This is a genomic window from Paenibacillus graminis (assembly GCF_000758705.1).
Lineage (GTDB): Bacteria > Bacillota > Bacilli > Paenibacillales > Paenibacillaceae > Paenibacillus_AQ > Paenibacillus_AQ graminis.
This window is the reverse complement of record NZ_CP009287.1, coordinates 3,749,357-3,772,594: the sequence shown is the minus strand read 5'-3', so window position 1 is coordinate 3,772,594 and position 23,238 is coordinate 3,749,357. Positions and strand designations below refer to the sequence as shown.

At 50.2% G+C, this 23,238-nt stretch carries 18 protein-coding genes and 1 pseudogene; 17 read left to right on the top strand and 2 right to left on the bottom strand.

All coding sequences use genetic code 11. From position 1 onward, the window contains the following. Positions 1-301: 301 nt before the first annotated feature. The 8 genes from PGRAT_RS15735 (at position 302) to PGRAT_RS15700 (ending at position 10,995) form a co-directional block, all read left to right on the top strand. Entirely contained in the window at positions 302-2,695 is a 2,394-nt protein-coding gene (locus PGRAT_RS15735) for a polyprenyl synthetase family protein (RefSeq protein WP_025708309.1), read from the top strand. 60 nt (positions 2,696-2,755) lie between these two features. Beyond that, positions 2,756-3,115, top strand: a complete 360-nt coding sequence (locus PGRAT_RS15730; protein WP_025708310.1) for an MmcQ/YjbR family DNA-binding protein — start codon at positions 2,756-2,758, stop codon at positions 3,113-3,115. 149 nt (positions 3,116-3,264) lie between these two features. Continuing rightward, positions 3,265-6,060: an endo-beta-N-acetylglucosaminidase gene (locus PGRAT_RS15725; protein ID WP_025708311.1), complete on the top strand. Its 2,796-nt coding sequence runs from the start codon at positions 3,265-3,267 to the stop codon at positions 6,058-6,060. A gap of 298 nt (positions 6,061-6,358) precedes the next feature. Further along, a complete protein-coding gene (locus PGRAT_RS15720; protein WP_025708312.1) occupies positions 6,359-7,312 on the top strand; it encodes a helix-turn-helix transcriptional regulator in 954 nt (317 codons plus the stop codon). A gap of 290 nt (positions 7,313-7,602) precedes the next feature. Next, a complete protein-coding gene (locus tag PGRAT_RS15715) occupies positions 7,603-8,838 on the top strand; it encodes an FprA family A-type flavoprotein (protein WP_025708313.1) in 1,236 nt (411 codons plus the stop codon). 15 nt (positions 8,839-8,853) lie between these two features. Beyond that, the gene (locus tag PGRAT_RS15710; protein WP_025708314.1) at positions 8,854-10,077 is read left to right on the top strand and encodes an NAD(P)/FAD-dependent oxidoreductase; all 1,224 of its coding nucleotides are present in this window, start codon (positions 8,854-8,856) and stop codon (positions 10,075-10,077) included. Positions 10,078-10,100: 23 nt separating this feature from the next. Next, positions 10,101-10,262, top strand: coding sequence for a rubredoxin (rd, locus tag PGRAT_RS15705; protein WP_025708315.1), 162 nt, complete (start codon positions 10,101-10,103; stop codon positions 10,260-10,262). Positions 10,263-10,287: 25 nt separating this feature from the next. Then, positions 10,288-10,995 (top strand): Crp/Fnr family transcriptional regulator, encoded by a 708-nt coding sequence (locus PGRAT_RS15700; RefSeq protein WP_025708316.1) that lies wholly within the window; start codon positions 10,288-10,290, stop codon positions 10,993-10,995. Positions 10,996-11,367: 372 nt separating this feature from the next. Here PGRAT_RS15700 and hmpA read toward each other — a convergent pair whose 3' ends face one another. Continuing rightward, positions 11,368-12,549, bottom strand: a complete 1,182-nt coding sequence (hmpA, locus tag PGRAT_RS15695; RefSeq protein ID WP_025708317.1) for an NO-inducible flavohemoprotein — start codon at positions 12,547-12,549, stop codon at positions 11,368-11,370. Between the two features lie 151 nt (positions 12,550-12,700). On the opposite strand from hmpA, the pseudogene PGRAT_RS15690 reads away from it, so the two are divergent. Further along, positions 12,701-13,123, top strand: a pseudogene (locus tag PGRAT_RS15690) (RrF2 family transcriptional regulator); the annotation flags it as partial. Between the two features lie 50 nt (positions 13,124-13,173). On the opposite strand, the gene PGRAT_RS15685 reads toward PGRAT_RS15690, so the two are convergent. After that, positions 13,174-13,599: a hemerythrin domain-containing protein gene (locus PGRAT_RS15685; RefSeq protein WP_025708319.1), complete on the bottom strand. Its 426-nt coding sequence runs from the start codon at positions 13,597-13,599 to the stop codon at positions 13,174-13,176. A gap of 318 nt (positions 13,600-13,917) precedes the next feature. Between PGRAT_RS15685 and PGRAT_RS15680 the strand changes: the two genes are divergently transcribed. The 8 genes from PGRAT_RS15680 to PGRAT_RS15645 are packed head-to-tail and all read left to right on the top strand — an operon-like array spanning position 13,918 to position 23,183. Further along, positions 13,918-17,592 carry a nitrate reductase subunit alpha gene (locus tag PGRAT_RS15680; RefSeq protein WP_025708320.1) on the top strand — a complete coding sequence of 1,225 codons (3,675 nt, stop codon included), beginning with the start codon at positions 13,918-13,920 and terminating at the stop codon, positions 17,590-17,592. Then, on the top strand, positions 17,582-19,159 hold the full coding sequence (gene narH / locus PGRAT_RS15675) for a nitrate reductase subunit beta (protein WP_025708321.1): 1,578 nt from the start codon (positions 17,582-17,584) through the stop codon (positions 19,157-19,159). The genes PGRAT_RS15680 and narH overlap by 11 nt, the downstream gene beginning before the upstream one ends. Continuing rightward, positions 19,152-19,718 (top strand): nitrate reductase molybdenum cofactor assembly chaperone, encoded by a 567-nt coding sequence (gene narJ, locus PGRAT_RS15670; protein ID WP_025708322.1) that lies wholly within the window; start codon positions 19,152-19,154, stop codon positions 19,716-19,718. The genes narH and narJ overlap by 8 nt, the downstream gene beginning before the upstream one ends. Further along, complete coding sequence (gene narI, locus PGRAT_RS15665) at positions 19,715-20,401, top strand: respiratory nitrate reductase subunit gamma (protein ID WP_025708323.1); 687 nt, start codon at positions 19,715-19,717, stop codon at positions 20,399-20,401. Before narJ ends, narI begins: the two co-directional genes overlap by 4 nt. Positions 20,402-20,449: 48 nt before the next feature. Continuing rightward, on the top strand, positions 20,450-20,908 hold the full coding sequence (locus PGRAT_RS15660) for a GAF domain-containing protein (protein ID WP_025708324.1): 459 nt from the start codon (positions 20,450-20,452) through the stop codon (positions 20,906-20,908). Continuing rightward, positions 20,905-21,975, top strand: a complete 1,071-nt coding sequence (locus tag PGRAT_RS15655; RefSeq protein WP_042266849.1) for a sensor histidine kinase — start codon at positions 20,905-20,907, stop codon at positions 21,973-21,975. The genes PGRAT_RS15660 and PGRAT_RS15655 overlap by 4 nt, the downstream gene beginning before the upstream one ends. A gap of 7 nt (positions 21,976-21,982) precedes the next feature. Then, on the top strand, positions 21,983-22,630 hold the full coding sequence (locus tag PGRAT_RS15650) for a response regulator transcription factor (RefSeq protein WP_025708325.1): 648 nt from the start codon (positions 21,983-21,985) through the stop codon (positions 22,628-22,630). A 19-nt stretch (positions 22,631-22,649) separates the two neighbouring features. Continuing rightward, positions 22,650-23,183 carry a hemerythrin domain-containing protein gene (locus PGRAT_RS15645; RefSeq protein WP_025708326.1) on the top strand — a complete coding sequence of 178 codons (534 nt, stop codon included), beginning with the start codon at positions 22,650-22,652 and terminating at the stop codon, positions 23,181-23,183. Positions 23,184-23,238 lie beyond the last annotated feature (55 nt).

Here is a 23,238-nt window from a genome sequence, read left to right as displayed (position 1 = left end):
AACTAATTTTATTAAAGCTTGGTTGTAAATATGATAAATTTCATAGCGGAAGTAAGGACAGTGAACTATTCTTTTTTTTCAAAAATGCGTCTACCTTTCCGGCATCAAGGGAGTGGAGGCCAATTCGTCCAGCTTTCTCAGACGGCGTATGCAACATTCACAATAAACTTAATTCTTCTCCATAGGCATCTGTTCGATTTCCCTCACTGTGTTGCCGATAGGTAACCAAAAAGATTTTTGAGCGTATAAGGGTATCATTAGGATGCCCAAACAAAAAATCGAGCAGAGGTAACGAATGCATATGAATAAGAACTTTACGGAGCAGGGCGATACGGTGTACCAGTGTGCTGAGCATAAGGCAGCCCAGTATTTTGCAGCCCTGTATAAGCAGGTCATGGACAAAACTTATGTCCCCATATTGACTAAAGATATTCAGTTGTGGAAAAAGAACCATATCCCTCAACGGTCATGGCTGGCTTTTTTTACACGGGGGAAGAGAGCAGCGGTTAGCCGGGATTATCAAAAATACTTAGAGTGGCTGAACTATACAGGCAAGCTGGATGACTATTTGGACCGGAGTGTATCCTATATTTACATGAGAGACCTGGGCAAAGCGCTGGATGATTCCCGCACTAAGACCCGGATTCAGCGCGTAGTCACGGACCTGAAAGGCCACTTGATGCATTCCGGTGCCAATGAGCGGGAGGACCAGCCCGGATTGACCGGATTGACCAGCTTAGCCGGATTTTACCGCTGGGCCCAGAGGGAAGGCATCGAAAGCGCCGCGATTTGGGTGATAGACAAACTTAAGAATGTATCGTCCCACATACCAGAGGAAATGGATGCAGAGCAAGCCGAGCGTAAACTGATCAAAATCATCGTCGGGGTTATTCTGCATGTAATAGAAGAAATGGATGAACAGACCACGTCTGCTGAACGTGCCCATAGATTGGATGAAGCCATCCGGATCGGGTATTCTTATGGGTTGACCTATCCTTTTATTGACGACCTGCTGGATTCCCAAGTCTTAACGGCTCCCGAGAAAGAACAATATTCCGCAATGATACGAACTGCACTTCTGACGGGAAATGTGCCGGAACTGAGCGAGTGGCCCGGAGTCCATCTGGAAATCATTCAATACGTCCATACAGAACTGAAGGCTGCCTTTGAATATATTAAGAGCCTGCAGAAGCCTGAAACCGAGGCAACCTTTTTTGAACAGTCTTATGTGTTTTTTCATTCCCAGGATATCGACCGTAACAAGGATCTGGCTAAGGCGGATTACACCAACGAAGAGCTGTACATCCCTGTCATATTAAAATCCTCATCTTCGAGGTTAATTGTCCGTTCGGTGATTAGTGCTTCTGAGGATAAAGGTTTTGATGAGCGGACCTTCTTTTATGGAATCTATAACCAGCTGGCTGATGATTTTGCGGATATGTATGACGATATGAGGGACGGGGCGGTCACCCCATATACCTATTATTTAAAATACCGGAAGCAGCGTCCTGATCTAATCAACCCCTATGAACTCTACTGGACGGTAATCTCCTACTTGATCCATAATGTATATCATTCCGATGCCAAGACTCTTGAGGTGATGATAGACCGGGCAATCAACGGACTGAAACGCTGCAAGGAACGTGTAGGTACTGAACAGTATAACGAAATCATGGAGATTTTTGCTTCGGGGAATCCGGAGTTCAACCGCCTCATACAACTTATGGTCCGGAAAGCAGACGATGTGGATTTCTTCGATAAGCTGCTCCGGGATCAGATCAACACCCAATTGAAAAATGACCGGATGGAAAAAGAGAAATTTCAGACGACCATCCGCACGGTCCGGGATCAGATCAACGATCTGCTGAAGATTCCCAGGCCGGCCGGAATCCCTCCGATGAAAGAATCACTGATTGAGGCGGCGAATTATAGTCTGACCGGGGACGGAAAGCGGATACGGCCTATATTGACCTGGGTGCTGGGCGTTGAGGTGTATGGACTGCAGTCAGCTGCAATCGAGCCGCTTCTGAGATCATTGGAGTTTATGCATACCGCATCCTTGATCTTCGATGATCTGCCCTCCCAGGATAATGCGCCCACCCGCAGAGGACGGCCTACCTTGCATCAGGTGCATAACAGCGCTACGGCGGAACTAACCGGCCTGTACCTGATTCAAAAAGCGATTCAGGAACAGGCATCACTTCAGGCTTTCAATCCTGTAACTGTGCTGGCTCTCATGCAATATTCGGCCGAAAAGGCAGAGGATATGTGTATGGGGCAGGCGATGGATTTGCACTCCAAAGGAAAAGCAATGACCCTGGAGCAGTTGAATATGATGTGTTTTTACAAAACCGGGTTGGCGTTTGAAGCCTCTTTGGTCATGCCAGCCATTCTGGCCGGGGTACAATCTGCCGAAATCGAAGCGTTGAAGAAATTCGCCTACCATGCGGGCATTGCCTTTCAGATCAAAGATGATCTGCTGGATTTGGAAGGAGACCATCATTTGCTGGGCAAAAACACCCGGATGGATGCGGAGAATAACAATTCGACCTTTGTGTCCGTCCTTGGTCCGGAAGCCGCCCGAATCGAAATGTGGGATCACTACTGCCATGCTGTAGAGGCGCTGAATGCTGTTCCCCGCAAAATATCTTTTCTGAACCATTTATTGGACTATATTATTAACCGGAACCGCTAAAACGAATACACCGTCTAAAGTTCAACTTATACAGAAAGGAAAGTTGCTGCTATGAAAAAAATGAAAGAAAACATAATAGAATATGGTTTGAAGAAGAAGGGTGCGGTCCCCACGCATCCCTTTGGGCTGGATTCGCTGGTGATTAAGGTCGAAGGTAAAATGTTTGCACTTATTTTTGAGAATATAGCGAACCAAATGATTATCAATCTAAAATGCGATCCTGTAATCGCCGCAAATTTGCGGGAGCAATATGACAATGTGCGGCCAGGGTACCATATGAACAAGAAACACTGGAACTCAGTCACTCTCGACGGTTCCGTGCCGGAGCAGGATATTTTTTACATGATCGACCATTCCTATGATTTAGTCGTGAAAAAGCTTCCCAAAAGCATCCGTGAATCAATTCAAAATCCCAGCTAACTTTAATTAGTCCAGCATTTCTTTAATTTCTCCACTATTTGTAAGCGAAGATCCGGGATAGATTGGGTGGGAAAGCAAATAAGTAAAGAAGGGGTGAGGGATGGCAACACTTGCAGGATGAAACCACAATTGACGAGGAGGATGGAAGGATGAACATTCCCACCGGTAGCAAATCACTTCCTAAGCTGACATCTGCATTGTTGGCTGCTGCTTTGTTAGTTTCAGGTCTCCCCTTAACGGCGTATGCCGGCGACACATGGCCTTTTCAAGGAGACAGTGCTCCTGGTGCTAACCAGCCCAATGTTCATGGTTATACCAGCAGCCATATTGCCAACTGGAGTCCACAGACCGATCCGGATGCTGAACTGCTTAGATCACGCGTGCCGCTGCAGCAGCGGATCGCCCCTTTTGCTGCGACTCAGGCGAACCCGGCGCTTAGCCCGCAGACCCGGATGATGAACGTGGCGGGCGACTACGGCAACGCCTTTATTGAGAATGCCCCGTATACGAACAAGTTTGCGCAGTACCACTTTAACTTTTGGCAATATATCGATTATTACTCTTACTGGCATGGCACGGCAACCGCGTATACCCCTCCGGAATATTATGATGAGCTGGCCCAGAAGGACTGGCAGCAGAAATGGTTCGAATTCGGGATGCTGAATATTCCCAATCCAACCTATACCGATGCAGCGCATAAAAATGGCGTAATGTCCTTGGCCGGCATTTTCTTCTCCAATAATGACCGCGGCCAGCAGACCTACAAGCAGATGATCGTCCGGGATGCGCACGGAAATTTCCCGGTAGCCGGGAAGCTGATTGAAATGGCACAGTATTTTGGTTTTGACGGCTATTTTGTCAATCAGGAGGAAATGAGCCCCAATGTTGCAGCAGCGGATATTCCGGATTACATCGCATTTATGAAAGCGCTACAAAAAGGCGGGCTGTATGTCCAATGGTACGATTCGCTGAATACCCAGACCGGTGCGAACACGTTCGCGCGGACGTTAAATGAGTCCAACAGCTCTATGCTGGTCGACAAAAGCACAAAGGAGCCGGTGTCCAATTCCTTTTTCTTCGATTATGGGGCCGGAAACACCCAGATTACGGGTGCCCGCAATTATTTGACCAATCTGAATAGCAGCCTGGGCACCAGCTACAGCTTATATGATGTAGGGTATGCAGGCCTGGAGGCGGGCCGGGACCGTTTCAAGTCCGTTAATGGTTCAGCACTTGCGGCCAAGCTGGATGCGGGCGGTCTGCCGAGACTCAGTCTGGCTACGCTTGGTGCCGATTTTGTACACGCCGGTCTGGATGAGGATATGGGGTTATCCTATCCCGTCTCCCACAGATCGGAGAATGATTACCAGTGGATGACGCATTTGCGTGAGCAGCTGTGGTGGTCGGGACCCAATGTGAATCCCAAGAATACCGCCAAGCCAGCCGCCAACACCGTCTCGGATGTCTATGCCGACAACCGTTATTGGCCGGGGATTTCTTCTGTGATTGCAGAACGTTCGGTCATTAAGGACAATAACTTCTATACCAGCTTCAATACCGGGCACGGGTTGTCGTATTATGTGAACGGTGCGGTCTCCAGCAATGAGGAATGGTCCAACATGAGCTTGCAGGACATTCCCGTCACTTGGCAATGGTGGCAGGAGACCACAGGCAACAGGCTTACTGTGGATTTTGACTATGGGCCCGAATACAATCTGTCTGGCACGGAACGTTATAAGTATAAGCAAATCGGCGGGTTTAACGGCGGCAGCTCGCTGGTGGTGAACGGTAATCTGAATGCAGAGAATTTCCTGCGTTTATACAAAACAGCGCTCAGCCTGAAGACAAGCTCCAAGCTGTCCATTAGCTACAACAAGCCATCGGGTGCAAATTCATCATCAATGTCGGTGGGCATCATTTTGGCAGATGATCCGAATACCGTAGTCAAAGTGCCTGTTCCGGACAGCGGCCGCAAAACCAGCGGCTGGGTAACGAAGGAGCTGGATCTGAGCGCGTATGCAGGCCGGACGGTCGCCGCGTTCGGACTCGTCTTTCATCCCGGCCAAGGGGTTGTGAACAATTATCAGATCAACATCGGACAGATCCGGATAACAGATGGTACTGCCGTGAAACCTGCGGCTCCGGCTGGCCTTACGATTGCCAATGCGTTTACAGATACGAATGAAATGGTCGTTCATTGGAAGCTGGACCCTGACTACAGCAAGGTTAAGCAATACAATGTCTATGTAAATGATGTCTATATGGGCGGCAAATATGATGAAGTATTCTACCTCAAGCGCCTTCCGGCTAAATCCGGGACGCTTAAAGTTGTGGCCGTCGGTGCGGATGGGCGGGAAGGGGAAGCCGCCACCCTGGCTTTTAACCTGAATGCGGCTGTCTCCAATCTGAAGGTAAACTCCCAGGCAGACGGGAAGTTTGCTGTAAGCTGGTCGAATTCCGGCAACGCAGCAGGAGAGATTACCGTCCGCGTGAAATCCGTGAACTGGATTACTACTGCGGAGCCGGTGCAGCAGCACACTGTTGTTCCAGCAGGTTCCACTTCAGCGGTATTCACAGGGATGCCGGTGAACGGGGATGATTATATCGTTACTGTCACGGCAGGCAATGCAGATCCGGTTTCGGTAAGCGGGCGTTTTATGGATACCATTGCCGGGCCGTATGCGGAAGCCTGGTCCTGGAATCAGGATGTGCTGAATTTGCCGATGCCGAATACGAGAGACTGGCGGTATCTGTATGTTTATGAGGATGGGGTGGCGAAATCTTTTCCAACCACCTACAGCTCCGGCAATAAGCCGATGATTGTCCGTGGACGGACAACCAAAGCTTCTCTAAGCTTCCGCTCAACGGCTAATGTTGTGTATGTGGTGATGGAGGACTATGCGGGCAACCGCTCTGAACCGGTGTACTTGAAGGGAAGCCATTAGGCCGCCTGGGCCTAAGGCATGTTGCCCGCCACGTAAAGCATAAAGCACATTATCCCTCAGCTCTTCCAGCACCGAAGCAGCACCATTTGCCTGAACAAATCCCGTTAATTTTACCCTTTTAGCAATACAGCCTGTCCAAGACGGATTCTTCCTGGACAGGCTGTTTTCTTTGGAGGTTAATGTCCCATACCCAGAGGATAGGCGGCGGCATTCTCCGCGTCTCAGCCGCATGGATTTGTTCATCAGCCGCGATTATTATAAGATGTAACAGACTTATACAGCAGCGGGGGAAAAGAAGATGAACAAAACCGAACGGCAGCTTGCTATTACGCTTGAGCTTCAGCGGAGCAAGGTGCATAGAGCGGAAGATTTGGCCGCTCAATTTGAGACAAGCGTGCGGACGATCTACCGTGATATCCAAGCCCTGAGCGAAGCGGGAGTTCCGATTATTGGCGCTCCCGGGCAGGGCTATTCGTTGATGGAAGGGTATTTCCTGCCCCCGGTAGGCTTCACAGCTGAAGAGGCTGTAGCCCTGCTGATGGGGACGGATTTCATTGAACAGAGGCTGGATGCTGCCTACAACAGCGTGTCAAAGTCTGCCAGGCGCAAAATCGAAGCGATTCTGCCGGAGCCGGTGCGCGCCGAGTCGGCGCGCGTACGGGAAACGATGCGGCTTATTCATGCAAGTGAACCGGTAACCCATCAGAAGGAAAAGGACTATCTCGGACAAATCCGGCGCGCGATCCTGGAGCGGCGCAAGTTAAGCTTCGGCTATCTGAAAAAAATGCCGGAATCGGACGGCAGCCGCAAGAGCAGCCGTGAGGTTGACCCCTATGGCCTGGCGCTCGTGCAGGGGAACTGGACGCTGGTCGCGCGCTGCGGTCTCCGGCAGGATATCCGCCATTTCCGGTTGTCGCGGATGACAGAGCTTGCGGTGCTGGAAGAGGGCTTCTCGGTTCCGGCCGGATTTAACCTGAGCCGTTACCGCCCGCCTGACGACCGTAACTTACGCGTTGTGGTTCGGATGAATCTGAATATTGCCGACAAAATTCTCGAGACCGTTAATTACTATTTGGAGACTACCGAAGAGCGGGAGGACAGTCTTCTGGTTACTTTTCGCATCCGGCAGCCGGAGGAACTACTGCCCTATGTCCTGGGATGGGGAGGGGATGCCGAAGTGCTGGAACCGGAGTTTTTCCGCCGCCGGATTCGTGAAGAGGCGGAAAGGATGTTCAAGAGGTATGAAAGGTAATGCCATTAAGTATACAGCGGCCGGAAGTCCAAACATTCTCTGGAGTCACGGCCCATCCCAAAAACGAAAAATCTCGAGTTCAGTTTATATAGTCATCTCTCAAAAGAGATCCAACGCATAATCCTTTGGCTGCAACGGTGTATATTCAAAGTATAAATATATAGCAGACTTTGAAACTTTTCGAAATGTGCTTTGAAATTTTCAAAATGTGATTGTAATCCTCCTTTTCGCTTAGCCCCCATTATAGAATGAGGTTGTTGATAAACATTATCATTCAGGAGGCTGAGCTTATGAACACAGAATATAAGATTGCACAAGATACGTATTGGGTCGGTAAAATTGACAACCGTGAAGTTCCGTTCCATCGTCTGATTCTGGCGAAAGGAACAACCTATAACTCCTACCTGCTAAAAACCGGCAAACCGACTGTGATTGATACCGTGGATATGGAATTTGGACGTGAGTATGCAGAGCGGCTCAGCCAGTTCATTGATCCCATGGATATTGAATATATCGTCATCAACCATACAGAGCCTGACCATTCCGGGGGATTGGCCGCACTGGCCTCCCGGGCTCTGAACGCCACCATTGTCTGCACCGCAATTGCTGTACCGGAACTGCAGGAAATGTACAAGCTCCACAGCCGGAATTTTCTCATTATGAATGATGGGGATACGCTGGATATCGGCGGTAAAACCCTGCTGTTCAAAGAGACACCGTATCTTCATACTGCTGAAACGATGATCACCTATTGTGTAGAAGATAAAATCCTCTTCCCTTGCGATATCTTCAGCACCCATGTTGCGGTAAAGAAGCTGTTCAGCGATGAAGCCGGCTTCGATATTACGGAGGATTTCAAAGGCTATTACAGTGCGATCATCCACCCTCACCGCAGATATGTCAGAACGCTGATTGAAGCCGTCCAAGACTTGGATATTGAGATGATCGCACCTTCCCACGGGTTCTTAATCCGGGAAAATATCCGCAAATATATTGATCTCTACGATGTGCTCAGCCGTGAAACAACTGAAGGCAAAAAAGCGGCGATCGTCTATACCACGCTCAAGAATAATACCAAAAAAATGGCGAATATCCTGCAGGATTGCCTGAAGGAAAATCATATCGAAACCGAAGTTTGGGATGCTGACAAGAACAGTGCAGCGGAAATTCTGAGCAGCATTGCCTCAGCCGACGCCGTATTTGTCGGAAGCTCCACCAGATATGCGGATATGATAGGGAATCTGGAGCCTATTCTGCAGGAAATGAAAAATATGAATCTTGAAGGCAAACTAGCAGCTGCTTTTGGTTCCTACGGATGGAGCGGGGAAGCCATAGAGGTCATCCAGGATTACCTGAACGCGACCAACATGACCGTACAGAGCACATCGGAAGTGATCAAGTCAACAGGGATGATCCATGTGGAATTTCCGATCCGGGTACGTTTCTCGCCCAAGGACGCCGATAAGGTGCAAAAAATCAAAAATGCTGCGGAATATGTTTCGGATCTGCTGCTCAGCGCTAACTAAGGGGGGCGAACGTTCATGTCCAAACATTATGTGATTGTAGGCAGCGGGGTGGCCGCCGTTCATGCCGCGAAGGCGATTCGTGATCGGGAGCCGGATACGGATACGGAGATCTCCATCCTTGGGGAGGAGGCGCATCTTCCGTATAACCGGATTAAGCTGACCAAGGGGTTGTTCACCGATTTGCACAGTGAGAAGGTCTTGATCAAAAAGGAAAAGTGGTACAAGGACAACCGTATCACCGTCCAAACTTCAACCCGGGTCACTCGTATCCATACGGACTGTCAGCAGGTGGAAACCGCAGATGGGCGTGTGTTCACTTATCACAAGCTTCTGCTCTGCATGGGAGCGAGAAACCGCGCACTTCCTGTGAAAGGTGCAGGGCTGAAGAACGTCCATACCATCCGGGACTTACAAGATGCCGATAGGCTGAAAGCCAGTCTCCATAGCGGTAATCGTATCGTTATTATCGGCGGTGGCGTGCAGGGTTTGGAAACTGCATGGGCCATGCACGATGCCGGATACGAAGTGACTGTTGTCGAAGCGGCCCCGCGGTTAATGATCAGACAGCTGGATGAGACCTCTTCACAGATGCTTAAGCAAACTCTGGAACAATCGGGGGTGAAGGTGATTCTTCATACCGGCGTAACTTCGATCACAGGAGAGGAGTCCGTTACTGGAGTTGCTCTTGACGATGAATCTGCAATTGCCTGTGATCATGTCGTGTATTCGATTGGTATCGTACCGGACACAACGCTTGTTAAGGATACGCCGGTTGATACCCGTTCAGGTATTATTGTTAACCCCAATATGGAGACCAGCGCTCCCCATGTATATGCTGCCGGGGATATCGCGGAAATGAACGGACAAGTTGAAGGCTTGTGGGGAGGGGCTATGGAGCAGGGGCGCATCGCCGGCAACAATATGGCAGCGAGTGAGCCTGCCGCTTACCGCAAAGCCGTTCCGGTTACCTTTTTCAATGCGTTTGGAATATCGCTATTTTCCATTGGAATGACCGATGAATCACAGTGTGACCTGAGTGTGTCCGCGCAGGAGAACGGCATTTACACACAGATATTTGTGAAAGATCACACAATAACCGGAGCTATTTCTTGGGAAGGCGCAGCGGCTTCACTGGTCTATAAATCTGCCATTGAGACGGGCTGCAGCCTGGAAGGCATTGATCTTTCCCGCAGCCTCTCAGAAATTATGACAGAAGTTCAAACGAGATTACAAAACTAACTTTGAAACAGGAGATGAACCTGATGAACAAATATGTATGTGAACCCTGCGGTTATATTTATGATCCTGCGGTTGGCGACCCCGATGAGGATGTGGCACCGGGCACTGCTTTTGAAGATTTGCCGGAGGATTGGGTCTGCCCGGTCTGCGGAGAAGACACCAGCCATTTTTCACCCATTTCATAGAGGATAAGAGAAGGAGAGACCCGAGATGCCGGAACATTCCTGTCAAAATGCCGCAGAGCCGTGTACCCGTAAGGTGCCGATCTTTGCTTCGTTGTCCGGTGCGGACCTCTCCCGGATCAGCACCATGATTATCCACCGGAAATACGCCAAGGGACAGCCGCTGATTCTGGAAGAGCAGCCGACCGATACCTTGTTCATTATTCAGCAGGGGCAAGTTAAATTGTCCAAAATGACGCCGCAGGGGAAGGAGCAAATCCTGCACATTTTAACCGCAGGTGATTTTTTTGGTGAACTGAGCATCTTTAACAGCGATGAACTCAGCAACTTTAGTGCTTATGCATTGAAAGACACCAGCATCTGTATGCTGACCAGAGCGGATATGGAGCAGATCATGCTGGAAAATCCGGACATCGCCTTCAAGCTGCTAAAGACGGTTACCAAAAGACTGGCCCATACTGAAAATCTGGCGCAAAGTCTGGCAACCAAGGACCCGGAAATCCGTATTGCTTACATGATTCTGGAGCTAAGCGATATTTATGGAAAAATGCGCGGCGGCCGTATTCATATCGATCTCCCGCTGTCCCGTGAAGAGCTGGCTAATTACGCAGGCGTCACCCGGGAAACCATCAGCCGGAAATTTGCCATCTTTGAAGACTTGGGGCTGATCGAACTGATCGGCAACAAACGGTTGGTTATAAGGAACCGGCCCTCCTTGGAGAAATACATGGACTAAACCGTGAACAGTAAAAGACTGCCCTTGAAGTAAAGTGGAATTAGTATACTTAAATGTAAACATAAGCTTTCTAATGGGGGATAGTGGGGAAAAGTATACTTAATTCAAGCGAATTCAGCGTTCTGGTTGAGTATCGGTCGGATTAGATCTACTTTTTCCAACTAATGCTCGCGGGGAGGCGGGATGTGGAGGATTTAAGTTCACTTATTCCACTTGAGTTTTCCGCCGGGTGTATGTAGGCTCGGTGGGACTGGGGAGGAGCTTAGATACACCCGGCAAGGGTAACTCCAAGGCACCCAGGCACCATAAACCTAACCAAACGGGTACATCGTCCGGCAAAGGACGGTGTACCCGTTTGGTATAATGGGTTAACTATGCCTGTTCTAATTGCAGGGCCGGACCAAAAAATTCATAATGAATTTGTTCTTCCTGCATCCCTATCGCCAGCAGTTCCCGGATCATGGCTTCCATGAAGGGGACAGGGCCGCACACATAGGCATCACCTGTAGGATCAACATACGCTTCTAGGGCTTCACGGGTGATTTGACCATCGGGGCCGCCCGAGTAATAGGTTTTATATTGAATGTTGCTCATGTTCAAAGCATGTTTTTGGATATCCTCACCAAAAGCGGCAAGCGATTCATTACGGGCAGCGTGCAGGAAAACGGTAGGGCGGTCCGGTGTGGATACAGCCACCGTTTCGAGCATGCTCATCATCGGCGTGATTCCTACACCGCCTGAGATAAAAGCGACCGGTGTGGTTTTGGCAGCATCCAGCAGAAATTCACCGGCAGGTGCACTTACTTCGACAGTATCGCCTTCGTTCACTTGTTTGTGAAGGTAAACAGAGACGACACCGTTCGGATCATTGTCGGCTTCCCGCTTCACGGAGATGCGGAACTCATCCGGCTTTGGCGCCTGGGACAGGCTGTACTGGCGGATCATGGTGTATTGTTCACCTGGAATCAGAACACGCACGGAGACATATTGGCCCGGCTTGAACGCCGGTACGCCGGAACCGTCTGCTGGTTTCAGATAGAAGGATGTAATGCTGCCGCTTTCCTGCACCTTGCGGACAATCGTAAACGGTTTGAAGAAGTTCCAGCCGTTCACCTGCTCCCGGGCTGCCTTGTACATATTCGCTTCAACCCCGATAAAGGCATCGGCAATCACACCATAGGCTTCTTCCCAGGCCTGCAGGATGTCATCCGTTGCTGCATCGCCAAGTACTTCCTTGATGGCTTTCAGCAGAAACTCACCGACAATCGGATACTGCTCCGGCTTAATGCCAAGACTGACATGCTTGTGGGCAATCTGAACAACCGCCGGCAAAATATTCTCCAGATTATCAATGTGAACTGCTGCTGCATACACCGCATTCGCGAGTGCTGCCTGCTGCCGGCCTTGGGCCTGGTTGGCATGGTTAAACACATTCAGAAGTTCAGGATGGGCCGCAAACAGATTCTGATAGAACACCGATGTAATGGCTGTGCCGTGTTCCGCTAAGACAGGGGCCGTGGATTTGACGATATCGCGTGTTTGTTTGGATAAAATAACCGTTCACTCCTCTCATTATTACAAATTTAATATATACTCTTTTTCGGCTAAAAGATATATTTAAAATACCACTTTAACAAAAACGTCAATTTATATGGTATCATTTGTAACAAAGATCACATACTGCAGTTGAGGGATGATGAATCAAATGAGACTTACTATGTACACAGATTTTTCTTTGCGGGTCCTCATGTACCTCGGAACGAAAGAGCGGGGCGAGCTGTCAACGATACAAGATATTTCAAATGCCTATCATATATCCAAAAATCATCTGATGAAGGTATCCCATGAACTTGGGCAAGCGGGGTATATTGAAACGGTAAGAGGCAGAGGAGGGGGGATCCGTCTGGCCAAGGCACCCGAGCTGATTAACATCGGAGAAGTTGTGCGCCGGATGGAAGATGATTTTCATCTTGTAGAATGCTTTGACCCTTCCGGCAACAACTGTCCGATCTCTCCGGTGTGCGGATTAAAGGGAGTGCTTGGCAGAGCATTGGCTGCTTACTTGCAGGTGCTCAGCGAATATACATTACAGGATTTATTGCTGAATAAGCATGATCTGCAGGCTATTTTTCAGAGGGAATCATTAGATACCACCCGGCAATCCAGTAACGATAACGATTATAGTGACGGCTCCTCCAGCAGCAGCCTTTCCTCATCCCGGCTATGAATAGCGTTCACAACCAAAAGGGCATGAAACTGTTGAAGAACTTCCGGAGTGAGGCCTTCTTCATTAAGCATATTTTTGATATCCGTAACGATTGTGCGAAGCAGCTCATGATCACGGGTTAGCTTCGTTACAGCACCCTGCAGACTTGGGTTATTCTCTGCCATCTCCGGGTAGAAGCCTTCTTCCTCTGCTTCCGCATGGCTGAGTATTCTTGTTTCCCAATACTCCACGAGGTGATCAGCCGCTTGTCTGGCAACCTCTAATTCGCGAATCTCCAGCAGCTTCTCCACTTCTTCTGTCTTGTCGATGGCTCCGGACAGTCCGCCTTGATGAATCGCATGATGGGCATGCAGTTGGCGTAATGAGGGTCCTGTCATTGTTCATCCTCCCCGATTTTTTTTCAGTATAGCATATAGAATAGCTGTGGAAATTCCGGTTAGGACATCTCCTGGACAAAAAGAGGGAACTCCCTAACTGCTGAGCCGATATTTATATCACCCTGTTAACATACAAAAAGCTCACCTCTTGAAGAGGCGGGCTTTTTGCTTTTTGCGGAATCAAGGGATTTCCCGCGGGACTATAGGATATTCCCTAATGGGAACTCATGCCCGGGACCTCCATAATGAAATTATTCGAATGAAAAGTGAGTGTGACTCTTCCATGTCCTTCATTCTGCAAAGGAGTGTTCGTAAGCAATGAAGAAAAAATACGGTCTCAACTTTTTTAAACCGGTCGAAAGCTATTCCGGGAACTGGTCCATTCTGGAGGAAAAGAACAGGGATTGGGAAGACATGTACCGCCAGCGCTGGTCTCATGATAAAGTAGTCCGCACTACACACGGAGTCAATTGTACGGGCTCCTGCAGCTGGAAGGTTTTTGTGAAGAACGGGATTATCACCTGGGAGAATCAGCAGATTGACTATCCGTCCTGCGGTCCCGATATGCCGGAGTTTGAACCCAGAGGCTGTCCCAGAGGGGCCACCTTTTCCTGGTATGAATACAGCCCGCTTAGGGTGAAATATCCCTATATGAGAGGGAAGCTGTGGCGGCTGTGGAAGGCTGCACTACTTGAGCATGACCATCCGGTGGATGCATGGGCAAGCATCGTGGAAGACCCGGCGAAAGCGGATTCCTACAAAAAAGCCCGCGGCAAAGGCGGCCATATCCGTGTAGCCTGGGAGGATGCGCTTCGTCTGATCGCGGCCCAGCTGATCTATACGATCCGCAAGTATGGGCCAGACCGGATTGCAGGCTTCACTCCGATTCCGGCCATGTCCATGGTCAGCTATGCTTCGGGTGCGCGGTTCATCTCGCTGCTTGGCGGGCAAATGCTCAGCTTTTACGACTGGTACGCGGATCTGCCTCCAGCCTCTCCGCAGATCTGGGGCGAGCAGACGGACGTTCCCGAATCCTCCGACTGGTATAACGCCGGCTATTTGATGATGTGGGGCTCCAATGTGCCGCTTACCCGTACACCGGACGCCCACTTTATGACCGAAGTGCGCTATAAAGGAACCAAAGTGGTGTCAGTGGCCCCGGATTTGGCCGAAAATGTCAAATTCGCGGACAACTGGCTCGCCCCGAATCCCGGAACGGATGCCGCGTTGGCTCAGGCGATGACTCATGTAATCCTGAACGAGTTCTACAATGAACGGCAGGAATCCATGTTCATTAATTATGCCAAGCAGTTTACGGACATGCCGTTTATCATCCTGCTGGACCCGCATGAGTCCAGCTTAAAGGGCGGCCGCTTCCTGCGGGCAAGCGATCTTGGTGACACTTCCCAGCATGCAGACTGGAAACCGGTGATTTATGACACGGTATCCGGAGAGCTGGTTGTCCCTAACGGAACGATGGGGCAGCGCTGGGAAACGGATAAGAAATGGAACCTTATTCTCGAACAGGAAGACGGGACGAAGATTGATCCGGCACTTTCGGTAGAAGGCCACGGCGGGCAGTGGGAAGAAATCGTCTTCCCTTACTTTGATCAAGCGGGGAACGGAACGTTTAAGCGTGTCATCCCGGCGATGACCATACGGCTGGCCGACGGGACAGAACGATACGCCGCCACCGTGTATGATTTGATGCTGAGCCAATACGGCATTGCCAGAACAGAGAGCCCTTGGAATGCCAAGGATTATGACGACAGCGCGTCTCATTATTCCCCTGCCTGGCAAGAGAAGATTACGGGCGTGAAATCCAGTGTAGTGATCCAGATTGCCCGTGAATTTGCCCAGAATTCACTCGATACCGGCGGCCGCTCCATGATTATCATGGGGGCTGGAATTAATCACTGGTTCAATAGCGATACCATCTACCGCTCGATTCTGAACCTTGTTGTACTGACGGCATCCCAGGGGGTCAACGGCGGCGGCTGGGCGCATTATGTCGGGCAGGAGAAATGCCGCCCTATTGAAGGCTGGTCCACCATCGCCTTCGCGAAGGACTGGCAAGGGCCGGCACGGCAGCAGAATGCCACGTCATTCTTCTACTTCGCGACCGAACAGTGGCGCTATGAGGAGAGTGGTACCGATTCGCTGAAGTCGCCGACGGCAGGGGAGGTAGCTTACCAGCACCCCGCTGACTACAATGTGCTTGCCGCAAGACTCGGCTGGCTGCCTTCCTTCCCGCAGTTCAACAAGAACAGTCTCCTGTTCGCGGAAGAAGCTGCGCAGCAGGGCAAGAAGTCCAATGCGGAAATCATTGCCCATACGCTGGAAGAGATCAAATCACGGAAGACGCGTTTTGCTGTAGAAGATCCTGGAGCACCCGAGAACTTTCCGCGCTCGCTGTTTATTTGGCGCTCCAATCTGATTTCCAGCTCTGCCAAAGGGCAGGAATATTTCATGAAGCATCTGCTTGGCGCATCCGATGGGCTCCTTGCCCGGCCGAATGAAGAGCAGAAACCCGAAGAAATCGTCTGGCGGGAGGATGTGGAAGGCAAGCTCGACCTGATGGTCGCGCTGGATTTCCGGATGACGACCACTCCGCTGTACGCAGACATCGTACTTCCGGCTGCTACCTGGTATGAAAAGACGGATCTGTCCTCCACAGATATGCATCCATTCGTTCATCCGTTTAATCCGGCGGTGAATCCGCTGTGGGAATCCCGTTCGGATTGGGATATCTACCGCCAGCTGTCGGAGGTTTTCTCGGAAATGGCGAATTCGGAGCTGCCGGGAGTCTATAAAGATCTGGTCGCATCGCCGCTGGCGCATGATTCGATCAGTGAGATCTCCCAGCCGATGGGGCTGGTCAAAGACTGGGCCAAAGGGGAAGTGGAAGCTGTTCCCGGCAAAACGATGCCGAACCTTAGCATTGTTGAGCGGGATTATACCAAAATCCACGATAAATACATCTCGCTTGGACCCAATCTGATTGTCGGCAAAGCAGGTGCGCATGGCATCAGCTTCTCGGTGGCTGAAGAATACGAAGAGCTCAAGCGGCTCAACGGCGTCTTTTTTGATGAATCGATCAAAAACGGTCTTCCCAAAATCCAAACCGCCCGGCAAGTGGCCGATACCATACTCCATCTGTCCTCAGCAACCAACGGACGCGTGTCGCAGAAGGCTTACGAGCAGGCGGAAAAGGATTCTGGTGTTGTGCTGAGAGATATCTCGGCGGACCGGGCGGCAGAGAAAATTACGTTCCAGAGCATCACTGCACAGCCGCGGGAAGTGATCCCTACTCCCGTGTTCAGCGGTTCCAATAAACAAGGCCGCCGTTATTCGCCGTTTACCACCAATATTGAACGGCTGGTCCCGTTCCGGACCTTGACGGGAAGGCAGCATTTCTACATCGACCACGAGATCTTCCAGCAGTTTGGCGAGGCGCTGCCGGTCTACAAGCCAACCTTGCCGCCCATGGTATTCGGACCGCGCGACAAGGAAGTGAAAGGCGGGCAGGATGCGCTAGTGCTGCGGTATTTAACTCCGCACGGCAAGTGGAATATCCACTCCACTTACCAGGATAACCAGCATATGCTGACACTGTTCCGCGGCGGTCCTACCGTGTGGATCAACAACGAGGACGCGGAGCAGCATGGCATTTCTGATAATGCTTGGCTGGAGGTCTATAACCGCAACGGCGTAGTCACGGCCCGCGCTGTCGTCAGCCACCGGATGCCAAGAGGCACCATGTTTATGTACCACGCGCAAGACAAGCATATCCAAGTGCCTGGTTCAGAGATTACAGATACTCGCGGAGGCAGTCATAACGCACCTACCCGGATCCATCTGAAGCCTACCCAGATGGTCGGCGGTTACGCACAGCTCAGCTATGGTTTCAACTACTACGGTCCAATCGGCAACCAGCGTGATGTATACGTAGCCGTGCGATTAATGAAGGAGGTCAACTGGCTTGAAGATTAAAGCTCAAGTGGCAATGGTGATGAATCTGGATAAGTGCATAGGCTGTCATACCTGCAGTGTTACCTGCAAAACAACGTGGACGAACCGCAAAGGCGCGGAATACATGTGGTTCAACAACGTGGAAACGAAACCCGGCATCGGATATCCGAAACGCTGGGAAGACCAGGAGCTCTATAAAGGCGGCTGGCAGCTCCGCAAAGGCAAGCTTGAGCTGAAGTCCGGCAACAAGCTGTCCAAGGTAGCCCTCGGGAAGATTTTTTATAACCCCGACATGCCGGAAATGAAGGATTATTACGAGCCGTGGACTTATAATTATGAGCATTTAACCGAGGCAGGGGAACAAAAACATTCACCGGTCGCACGCGCTCATTCGGCGGTAACCGGAGAGAAAATGGATCTGGAATGGGGTCCAAACTGGGAGGATGATCTTGCCGGCGCACACGTCACGGGACCCCTTGATCCGAACATCCAGAAGATCGAAGAGGAAATCAAATTCAACTTCGAGCAGTCGTTTATGATGTATCTGCCCCGTCTCTGTGAACACTGCCTGAATCCCAGCTGTGTGGCTTCCTGTCCATCAGGTGCCATGTACAAACGGGAGGAGGACGGCATTGTCCTCGTAGACCAGGAGGCTTGCCGGGGCTGGAGATACTGCATGACGGGCTGCCCTTACAAAAAAGTCTACTTCAACTGGCAAACCAACAAAGCGGAAAAGTGCACCTTCTGTTTCCCGCGTGTGGAAGCTGGTCTGCCAACGGTCTGCTCCGAGACTTGTACAGGACGCATCCGGTATCTCGGTGTACTGCTGTATGACGCAGACAAGGTGCTTGATGCCGCTTCAACACCGGATGAAAAAGATCTCTATAAAGCACAGTGTGATTTATTTATGAATCCCCATGATCCTGAAGTCATCGCCCAGGCCAGAAAAGACGGCATTTCGGAAGACTGGCTGGAAGCGGCACAGAATTCACCGGTTTACAAGCTTGCGATTGAGCATAAGCTGGCGTTCCCGCTGCATCCGGAATACCGGACGCTGCCTATGGTATGGTATGTGCCGCCGCTGAGCCCGATTATGAACTATTTTGAAGGCAAGGATTCCCTGAAAAACCCGGACATGATTTTCCCGGCTATTGAGGAAATGCGGACACCGGTTCAGTATTTGGCCAATATGCTGACCGCAGGCGATACGCAGACTGTAAAAGAGGCCCTGCAGCGGATGGCGATGATGCGTTCCTATATGCGTGCCAAATCAGCAGATCAACCGTTTGATCTGTCCCGGCTTGATCGGGTTGGCATGACAGCACACCAGACAGAGCAGATGTACCGGCTGCTGGCCATTGCCAAATATGAGGACCGTTTCGTGATTCCGACCTCGCATAAGGAACAGACCATGAATCCTTACCGCGCACAAGGCTCAGCCGGATACGGCAACCGGATGGGGGATATGGGTTCAGGCTTCGGCTCCGGATGCGATGGCTGCGGACCGGCAAGCTCTGCCGGCGGAGACACGAAGACCGCAAAAGAGATGTACGAAGAGAATTTCTACGGAGGGATCTGGCGTGATTGATCTAAGCAGGCTCCATAATTACAAATCATCCTTCGGATATTTCGCCCTGCAGCTGATGTATCCGGAAAAGCTTGATTATCATCCGGCCTTTCTGGAAGAGGCGTTCGAAGCCGGACATCCGGCTTACACGCATGTGCATGCTTATTGGTCGCTCATGCAAAACTTCAGTTTGGATGAGAGTCAGGAGAACTATGCCGCGACCTTTGATTTTCAGCGGGACTGCGCCCTTTATATGACCTATTTTAAGTTTGAGGATGCCAAGGAGCGCGGACAAATCCTGGCCAAACTGAAAATAATGTATGAAATGTACGGCCTTGAAATGCCTGAAGGCGAGCTGCCGGATTACCTCCCGCTCATGTGTGAATTCCTGTATGCTGCGGAATGGCTGAACGATCCGGCTGCGGCTGAGAACTTCCGGATGCTGACGGCGATTCTTGAAGATGGCACGTATCATTTGCTTAAGGCGCTGGACAAACATGAAAGTCCGTATTTCCACCTGGTTAAAGGACTGCGGGAAACACTCAAAGCTTGCATCGAACAGGAGGCAACCAGTCAATGAAAATGTTCGATCAATTTTTATGGGTCATATTTCCATACATCTGCCTCGCCGTTTTTATCGTCGGGCATATTTACCGCTACCGGAGAGACCAGTTTAACTGGACGGCCAAATCCAGCGAATTCATTGAGAAAAAGCAGCTGAAATATGGAAGTATTCTCTTTCACCTGGGGATTATTCCGGTTATCTTCGGACATATCGGCGGTCTGGCCGTCCCGAAGTCATGGATGGAGGCAATAGGTGTAAACGATCATTTGTACCATATCGGCGCTGTATATATCGGGGGGATATTCGGAATGGCAACCCTTGCCGGGATGCTGATTCTCACCTCACGGCGGTTTACGATGAAGAATGTCCGCCGTCTTAGCAGCGCCTCCGATATGATTGTCAATTCCCTGCTATTGTTCATCGTGTTTATGGGTATGTACTCCACTCTTGTTACGAATGCAGTACAGCCCGAATTTGATTACCGGGAGACGATCTCTATATGGTTCCGCGGCTTGTTTATGTTCAGCCCCGATCTGTCGCTTATGAAGGATGTGCCGCTTTCCTTTAAAATCCACATCCTGTTCGGCTTTGCCATCTTTGCGTTTTGGCCGTTCACCCGGCTCGTTCATGTATGGAGTGTTCCGTTGAATTATGTGGGAAGAAGTTATATTCTATACAGAAGACATAAATCGAATTAAAGGAAAGTAAGCCCAAACTTCTTTCCCTGTTCAATAGGAGAGGAAACGATGAAAAACCAGGTCGATTACCAGCTGGAGCTTGACCAAATCCGGCACGCCCTAGGGTATGATTTCATGTCATTGGCACTTGCCGACCCTGCGGAATATGACTATGTGATCCGATGGAAATACGCCTCCGGCAACTTGAATTCCCGGTATAAGCGGATTGTGCTGCAGTCCGGAAGAGGCATAGCGGGAATCGTATTCAAAACCGGAAAGCCGTTTTTACTCTACTCTGTACAAGAACAGGTGAAGCAGGAAATGCTGTTTAGTTATCCGATTATCAATTCAGAGAAGCTAAAGAGTATCGGGGCGGTGCCGCTGTGGAATGACGCCCGCGTGGCAGGGGTCCTTCTCGGCGGATTTAGAGGAGACCGGCAGGTGAACGAAACGATGCTGCAGGAGCTGCAAAATACGGCACGCCAAGGAATCGGAGACTTGAACGGGAAGGAACTGTTGCTGAGTTGAAGCTGCGAGCCGGGATGGATTCATTAAATACGCTGATGCTGAAGTTGTTCGAGAACAGTACGGAGGCTATTTTCTTTTTTGACAGCGAAGGAAGGACACTGGCGATGAATCCGGCAGCCGCCTATATTGTCGACAGCGACTTTCTGAAGCAGCTGGAGCAAGGGAATTCCCTTGCCCTTTGCAGTACATGCAGAGGGTATACCAGCGACCTGGAGCTGCGCACCTGTCTCAATTGCTTTTTTCATGTGCCGGAATCGGAGGACTTCACCTCCTATCAGGTCTATCTTGAGACCAAATACAAAGGGATTATCCCTTTTGCAGCCAGCTTTCATACCATCGATTCAGAGAATGGAATACGGGTGCTTATGCTGAGGGATCTCACCAGGCAGTTTAAGACGCAGGAGAAATTTTATCAGAATAAAATGATGAAGCATGTTATCGAAGCCCAGGAGAACGAACGGAAACGGATCTCCCGGGAGCTGCACGACAGCGTTGCCCAGGAGCTTATGAGTGCTGTAGTCGATCTGCGGGTGCTTAAATATATGACCAGAGATGAAGAGCTGCTCAAAAAGGTGAAGCAAACGGAAGTATCCATGACAAGGCTCTTAAGTGACATCCGCAATCTCTCTGTGGAGCTTCGTCCTGCTGCTCTCGATGATTTTGGTCTGGAGGCTGCTTTTCGCTCGCACTTTAAGCGGATGGAGCAAATCTACGGGCTTATGATAGAATTCGAATCCGACCTTTCAGAGAAACGCTACGGAAGTGAAATTGAAACGGTGATTTACCGGGTCTGTCAGGAAGCGGTGCTCAATGCCCTGAAGTACGCTCAGGTAGATCTGGTGAAAGTAAAGCTTACCGAGCGGGACCGGATGCTGCAGCTCACTATTGAAGATGAGGGTGTTGGATTCAGCCTGGGAGATGAGCCGAGCGGGACCGGTCTGGGCATCTACGGCATGCAGGAGCGTGCAGAATTGGTAGGAGGCAGCTTCAGTATAAAGACGGAAACGGGAATGGGAACCAGAATCATCATTCAAGTTCCTGTTGCAGACGGAAATGGAAAGGAATGATTCCCGGATGAAGATCGTTATCGCAGACGACCACGCCATGGTGCGCAGCGGCTTTTCCATGATTCTGAATTTTCAGGACGACATCGAAGTCATAGGGGCTGCGGCAGACGGTATAGAGGCATATGCTATGGTAGCGAAACGGAGACCGGATATCCTGATCATGGATCTTAGCATGCCGCCTGGAGAAAGCGGACTGATCGCCACAGGTAAAATCAAAGAGGATTATCCCGATACCAAAATATTGATCCTGACCATGCATGATGATGAAGAATATCTGTTCCATGTCCTGAAGAACGGAGCATCCGGTTATGTCCTGAAAAGTGCTCCCGACGAGGAGCTGCTGCTCGCCATCCGCACAATCTATGAGGGAGGCACCTATATTCATCCCAAGATGGCAACCTCGCTGGTACGTGAGTTTATCAAAAAGGACAAAACTGCCTCTGCAGAGGATTTGTTTGAACTGCTCTCCAAGCGGGAGCTGGAAATCTTACCCCTAATCGCCAAGGGATACGGTAACAAAGAGATCGCGGAAAGACTGTTCATCTCCGTGAAGACTGTAGAAGCTCATAAATCCAAAATCATGGAAAAATTAAACCTGAAGAGCCGGCCGGAGCTGGTCGAATATGCCTTGAAAAAAAAGCTGCTGGATTTCTAGCGCTGAATGGAGGTACATCATGCCGAATCCTTCCGGACTGCGTTTTGCTTCACCGGCCATGCGCATTCTTGAGAACGAGCACCGCTATTTGTCATTCCTGATGGGAGAGTGGCATGCCATTGTACTCTCCTTCGAACAGGATGAACAGCTCAGTTTGGAGGAGTGCAGGAGGAAGGTCAAGGAGCTGCGCAGGCTTATTCTTGATTTCAAGGTTCCGCTGGATAAACATACGCAAAAAGAGGAAGCGCACTTTTTCCCGCTGCTGGGAACCTATATCGGTTTTGAACAAGGGCCGCTGGTAGGGATCCAGCAGGAACATGCCGAGATTGACGGATACCTCGGACATTTTCTGCATCATACGGAAGGTGATATTGAGCTTATGTCCCAACAGAAAATTGCTTCCGCAGTAAGAGATGCAGGAGAGGCTTTCGAAGTTTTAACCGTGCATTTTGTAAAAGAAGAGGCTGTCATTTTTCCAATGGCGGAAAGTCAGCTGAGCGAACCGGATGCAGGGCGGCTGTATTCCAGGATGAATACCCTTATCACCCAATAACTGCAAAGCGGCTTCACTGTCCATATAAGGACGGGGAAGCCGTTTTTTTCTTGTT

Bases quoted from the DNA above. Each gene is read 5' to 3' on its own strand.
- PGRAT_RS15735 (WP_025708309.1), top strand. From the start codon at position 302: ATGAATAAGAACTTTACGGAGCAGGGCGATACGGTGTACCAGTGTGCT.
- PGRAT_RS15730 (WP_025708310.1), top strand. From the start codon at position 2,756: ATGAAAGAAAACATAATAGAATATGGTTTGAAGAAGAAGGGTGCGGTC.
- PGRAT_RS15725 (WP_025708311.1), top strand. From the start codon at position 3,265: ATGAACATTCCCACCGGTAGCAAATCACTTCCTAAGCTGACATCTGCA.
- PGRAT_RS15720 (WP_025708312.1), top strand. From the start codon at position 6,359: ATGAACAAAACCGAACGGCAGCTTGCTATTACGCTTGAGCTTCAGCGG.
- PGRAT_RS15715 (WP_025708313.1), top strand. From the start codon at position 7,603: ATGAACACAGAATATAAGATTGCACAAGATACGTATTGGGTCGGTAAA.
- PGRAT_RS15710 (WP_025708314.1), top strand. From the start codon at position 8,854: ATGTCCAAACATTATGTGATTGTAGGCAGCGGGGTGGCCGCCGTTCAT.
- rd (WP_025708315.1), top strand. From the start codon at position 10,101: ATGAACAAATATGTATGTGAACCCTGCGGTTATATTTATGATCCTGCG.
- PGRAT_RS15700 (WP_025708316.1), top strand. From the start codon at position 10,288: ATGCCGGAACATTCCTGTCAAAATGCCGCAGAGCCGTGTACCCGTAAG.
- PGRAT_RS15685 (WP_025708319.1), bottom strand. From the start codon at position 13,599: ATGACAGGACCCTCATTACGCCAACTGCATGCCCATCATGCGATTCAT.
- PGRAT_RS15680 (WP_025708320.1), top strand. From the start codon at position 13,918: ATGAAGAAAAAATACGGTCTCAACTTTTTTAAACCGGTCGAAAGCTAT.
- narI (WP_025708323.1), top strand. From the start codon at position 19,715: ATGAAAATGTTCGATCAATTTTTATGGGTCATATTTCCATACATCTGC.
- PGRAT_RS15660 (WP_025708324.1), top strand. From the start codon at position 20,450: ATGAAAAACCAGGTCGATTACCAGCTGGAGCTTGACCAAATCCGGCAC.
- PGRAT_RS15650 (WP_025708325.1), top strand. From the start codon at position 21,983: ATGAAGATCGTTATCGCAGACGACCACGCCATGGTGCGCAGCGGCTTT.
- PGRAT_RS15645 (WP_025708326.1), top strand. From the start codon at position 22,650: ATGCCGAATCCTTCCGGACTGCGTTTTGCTTCACCGGCCATGCGCATT.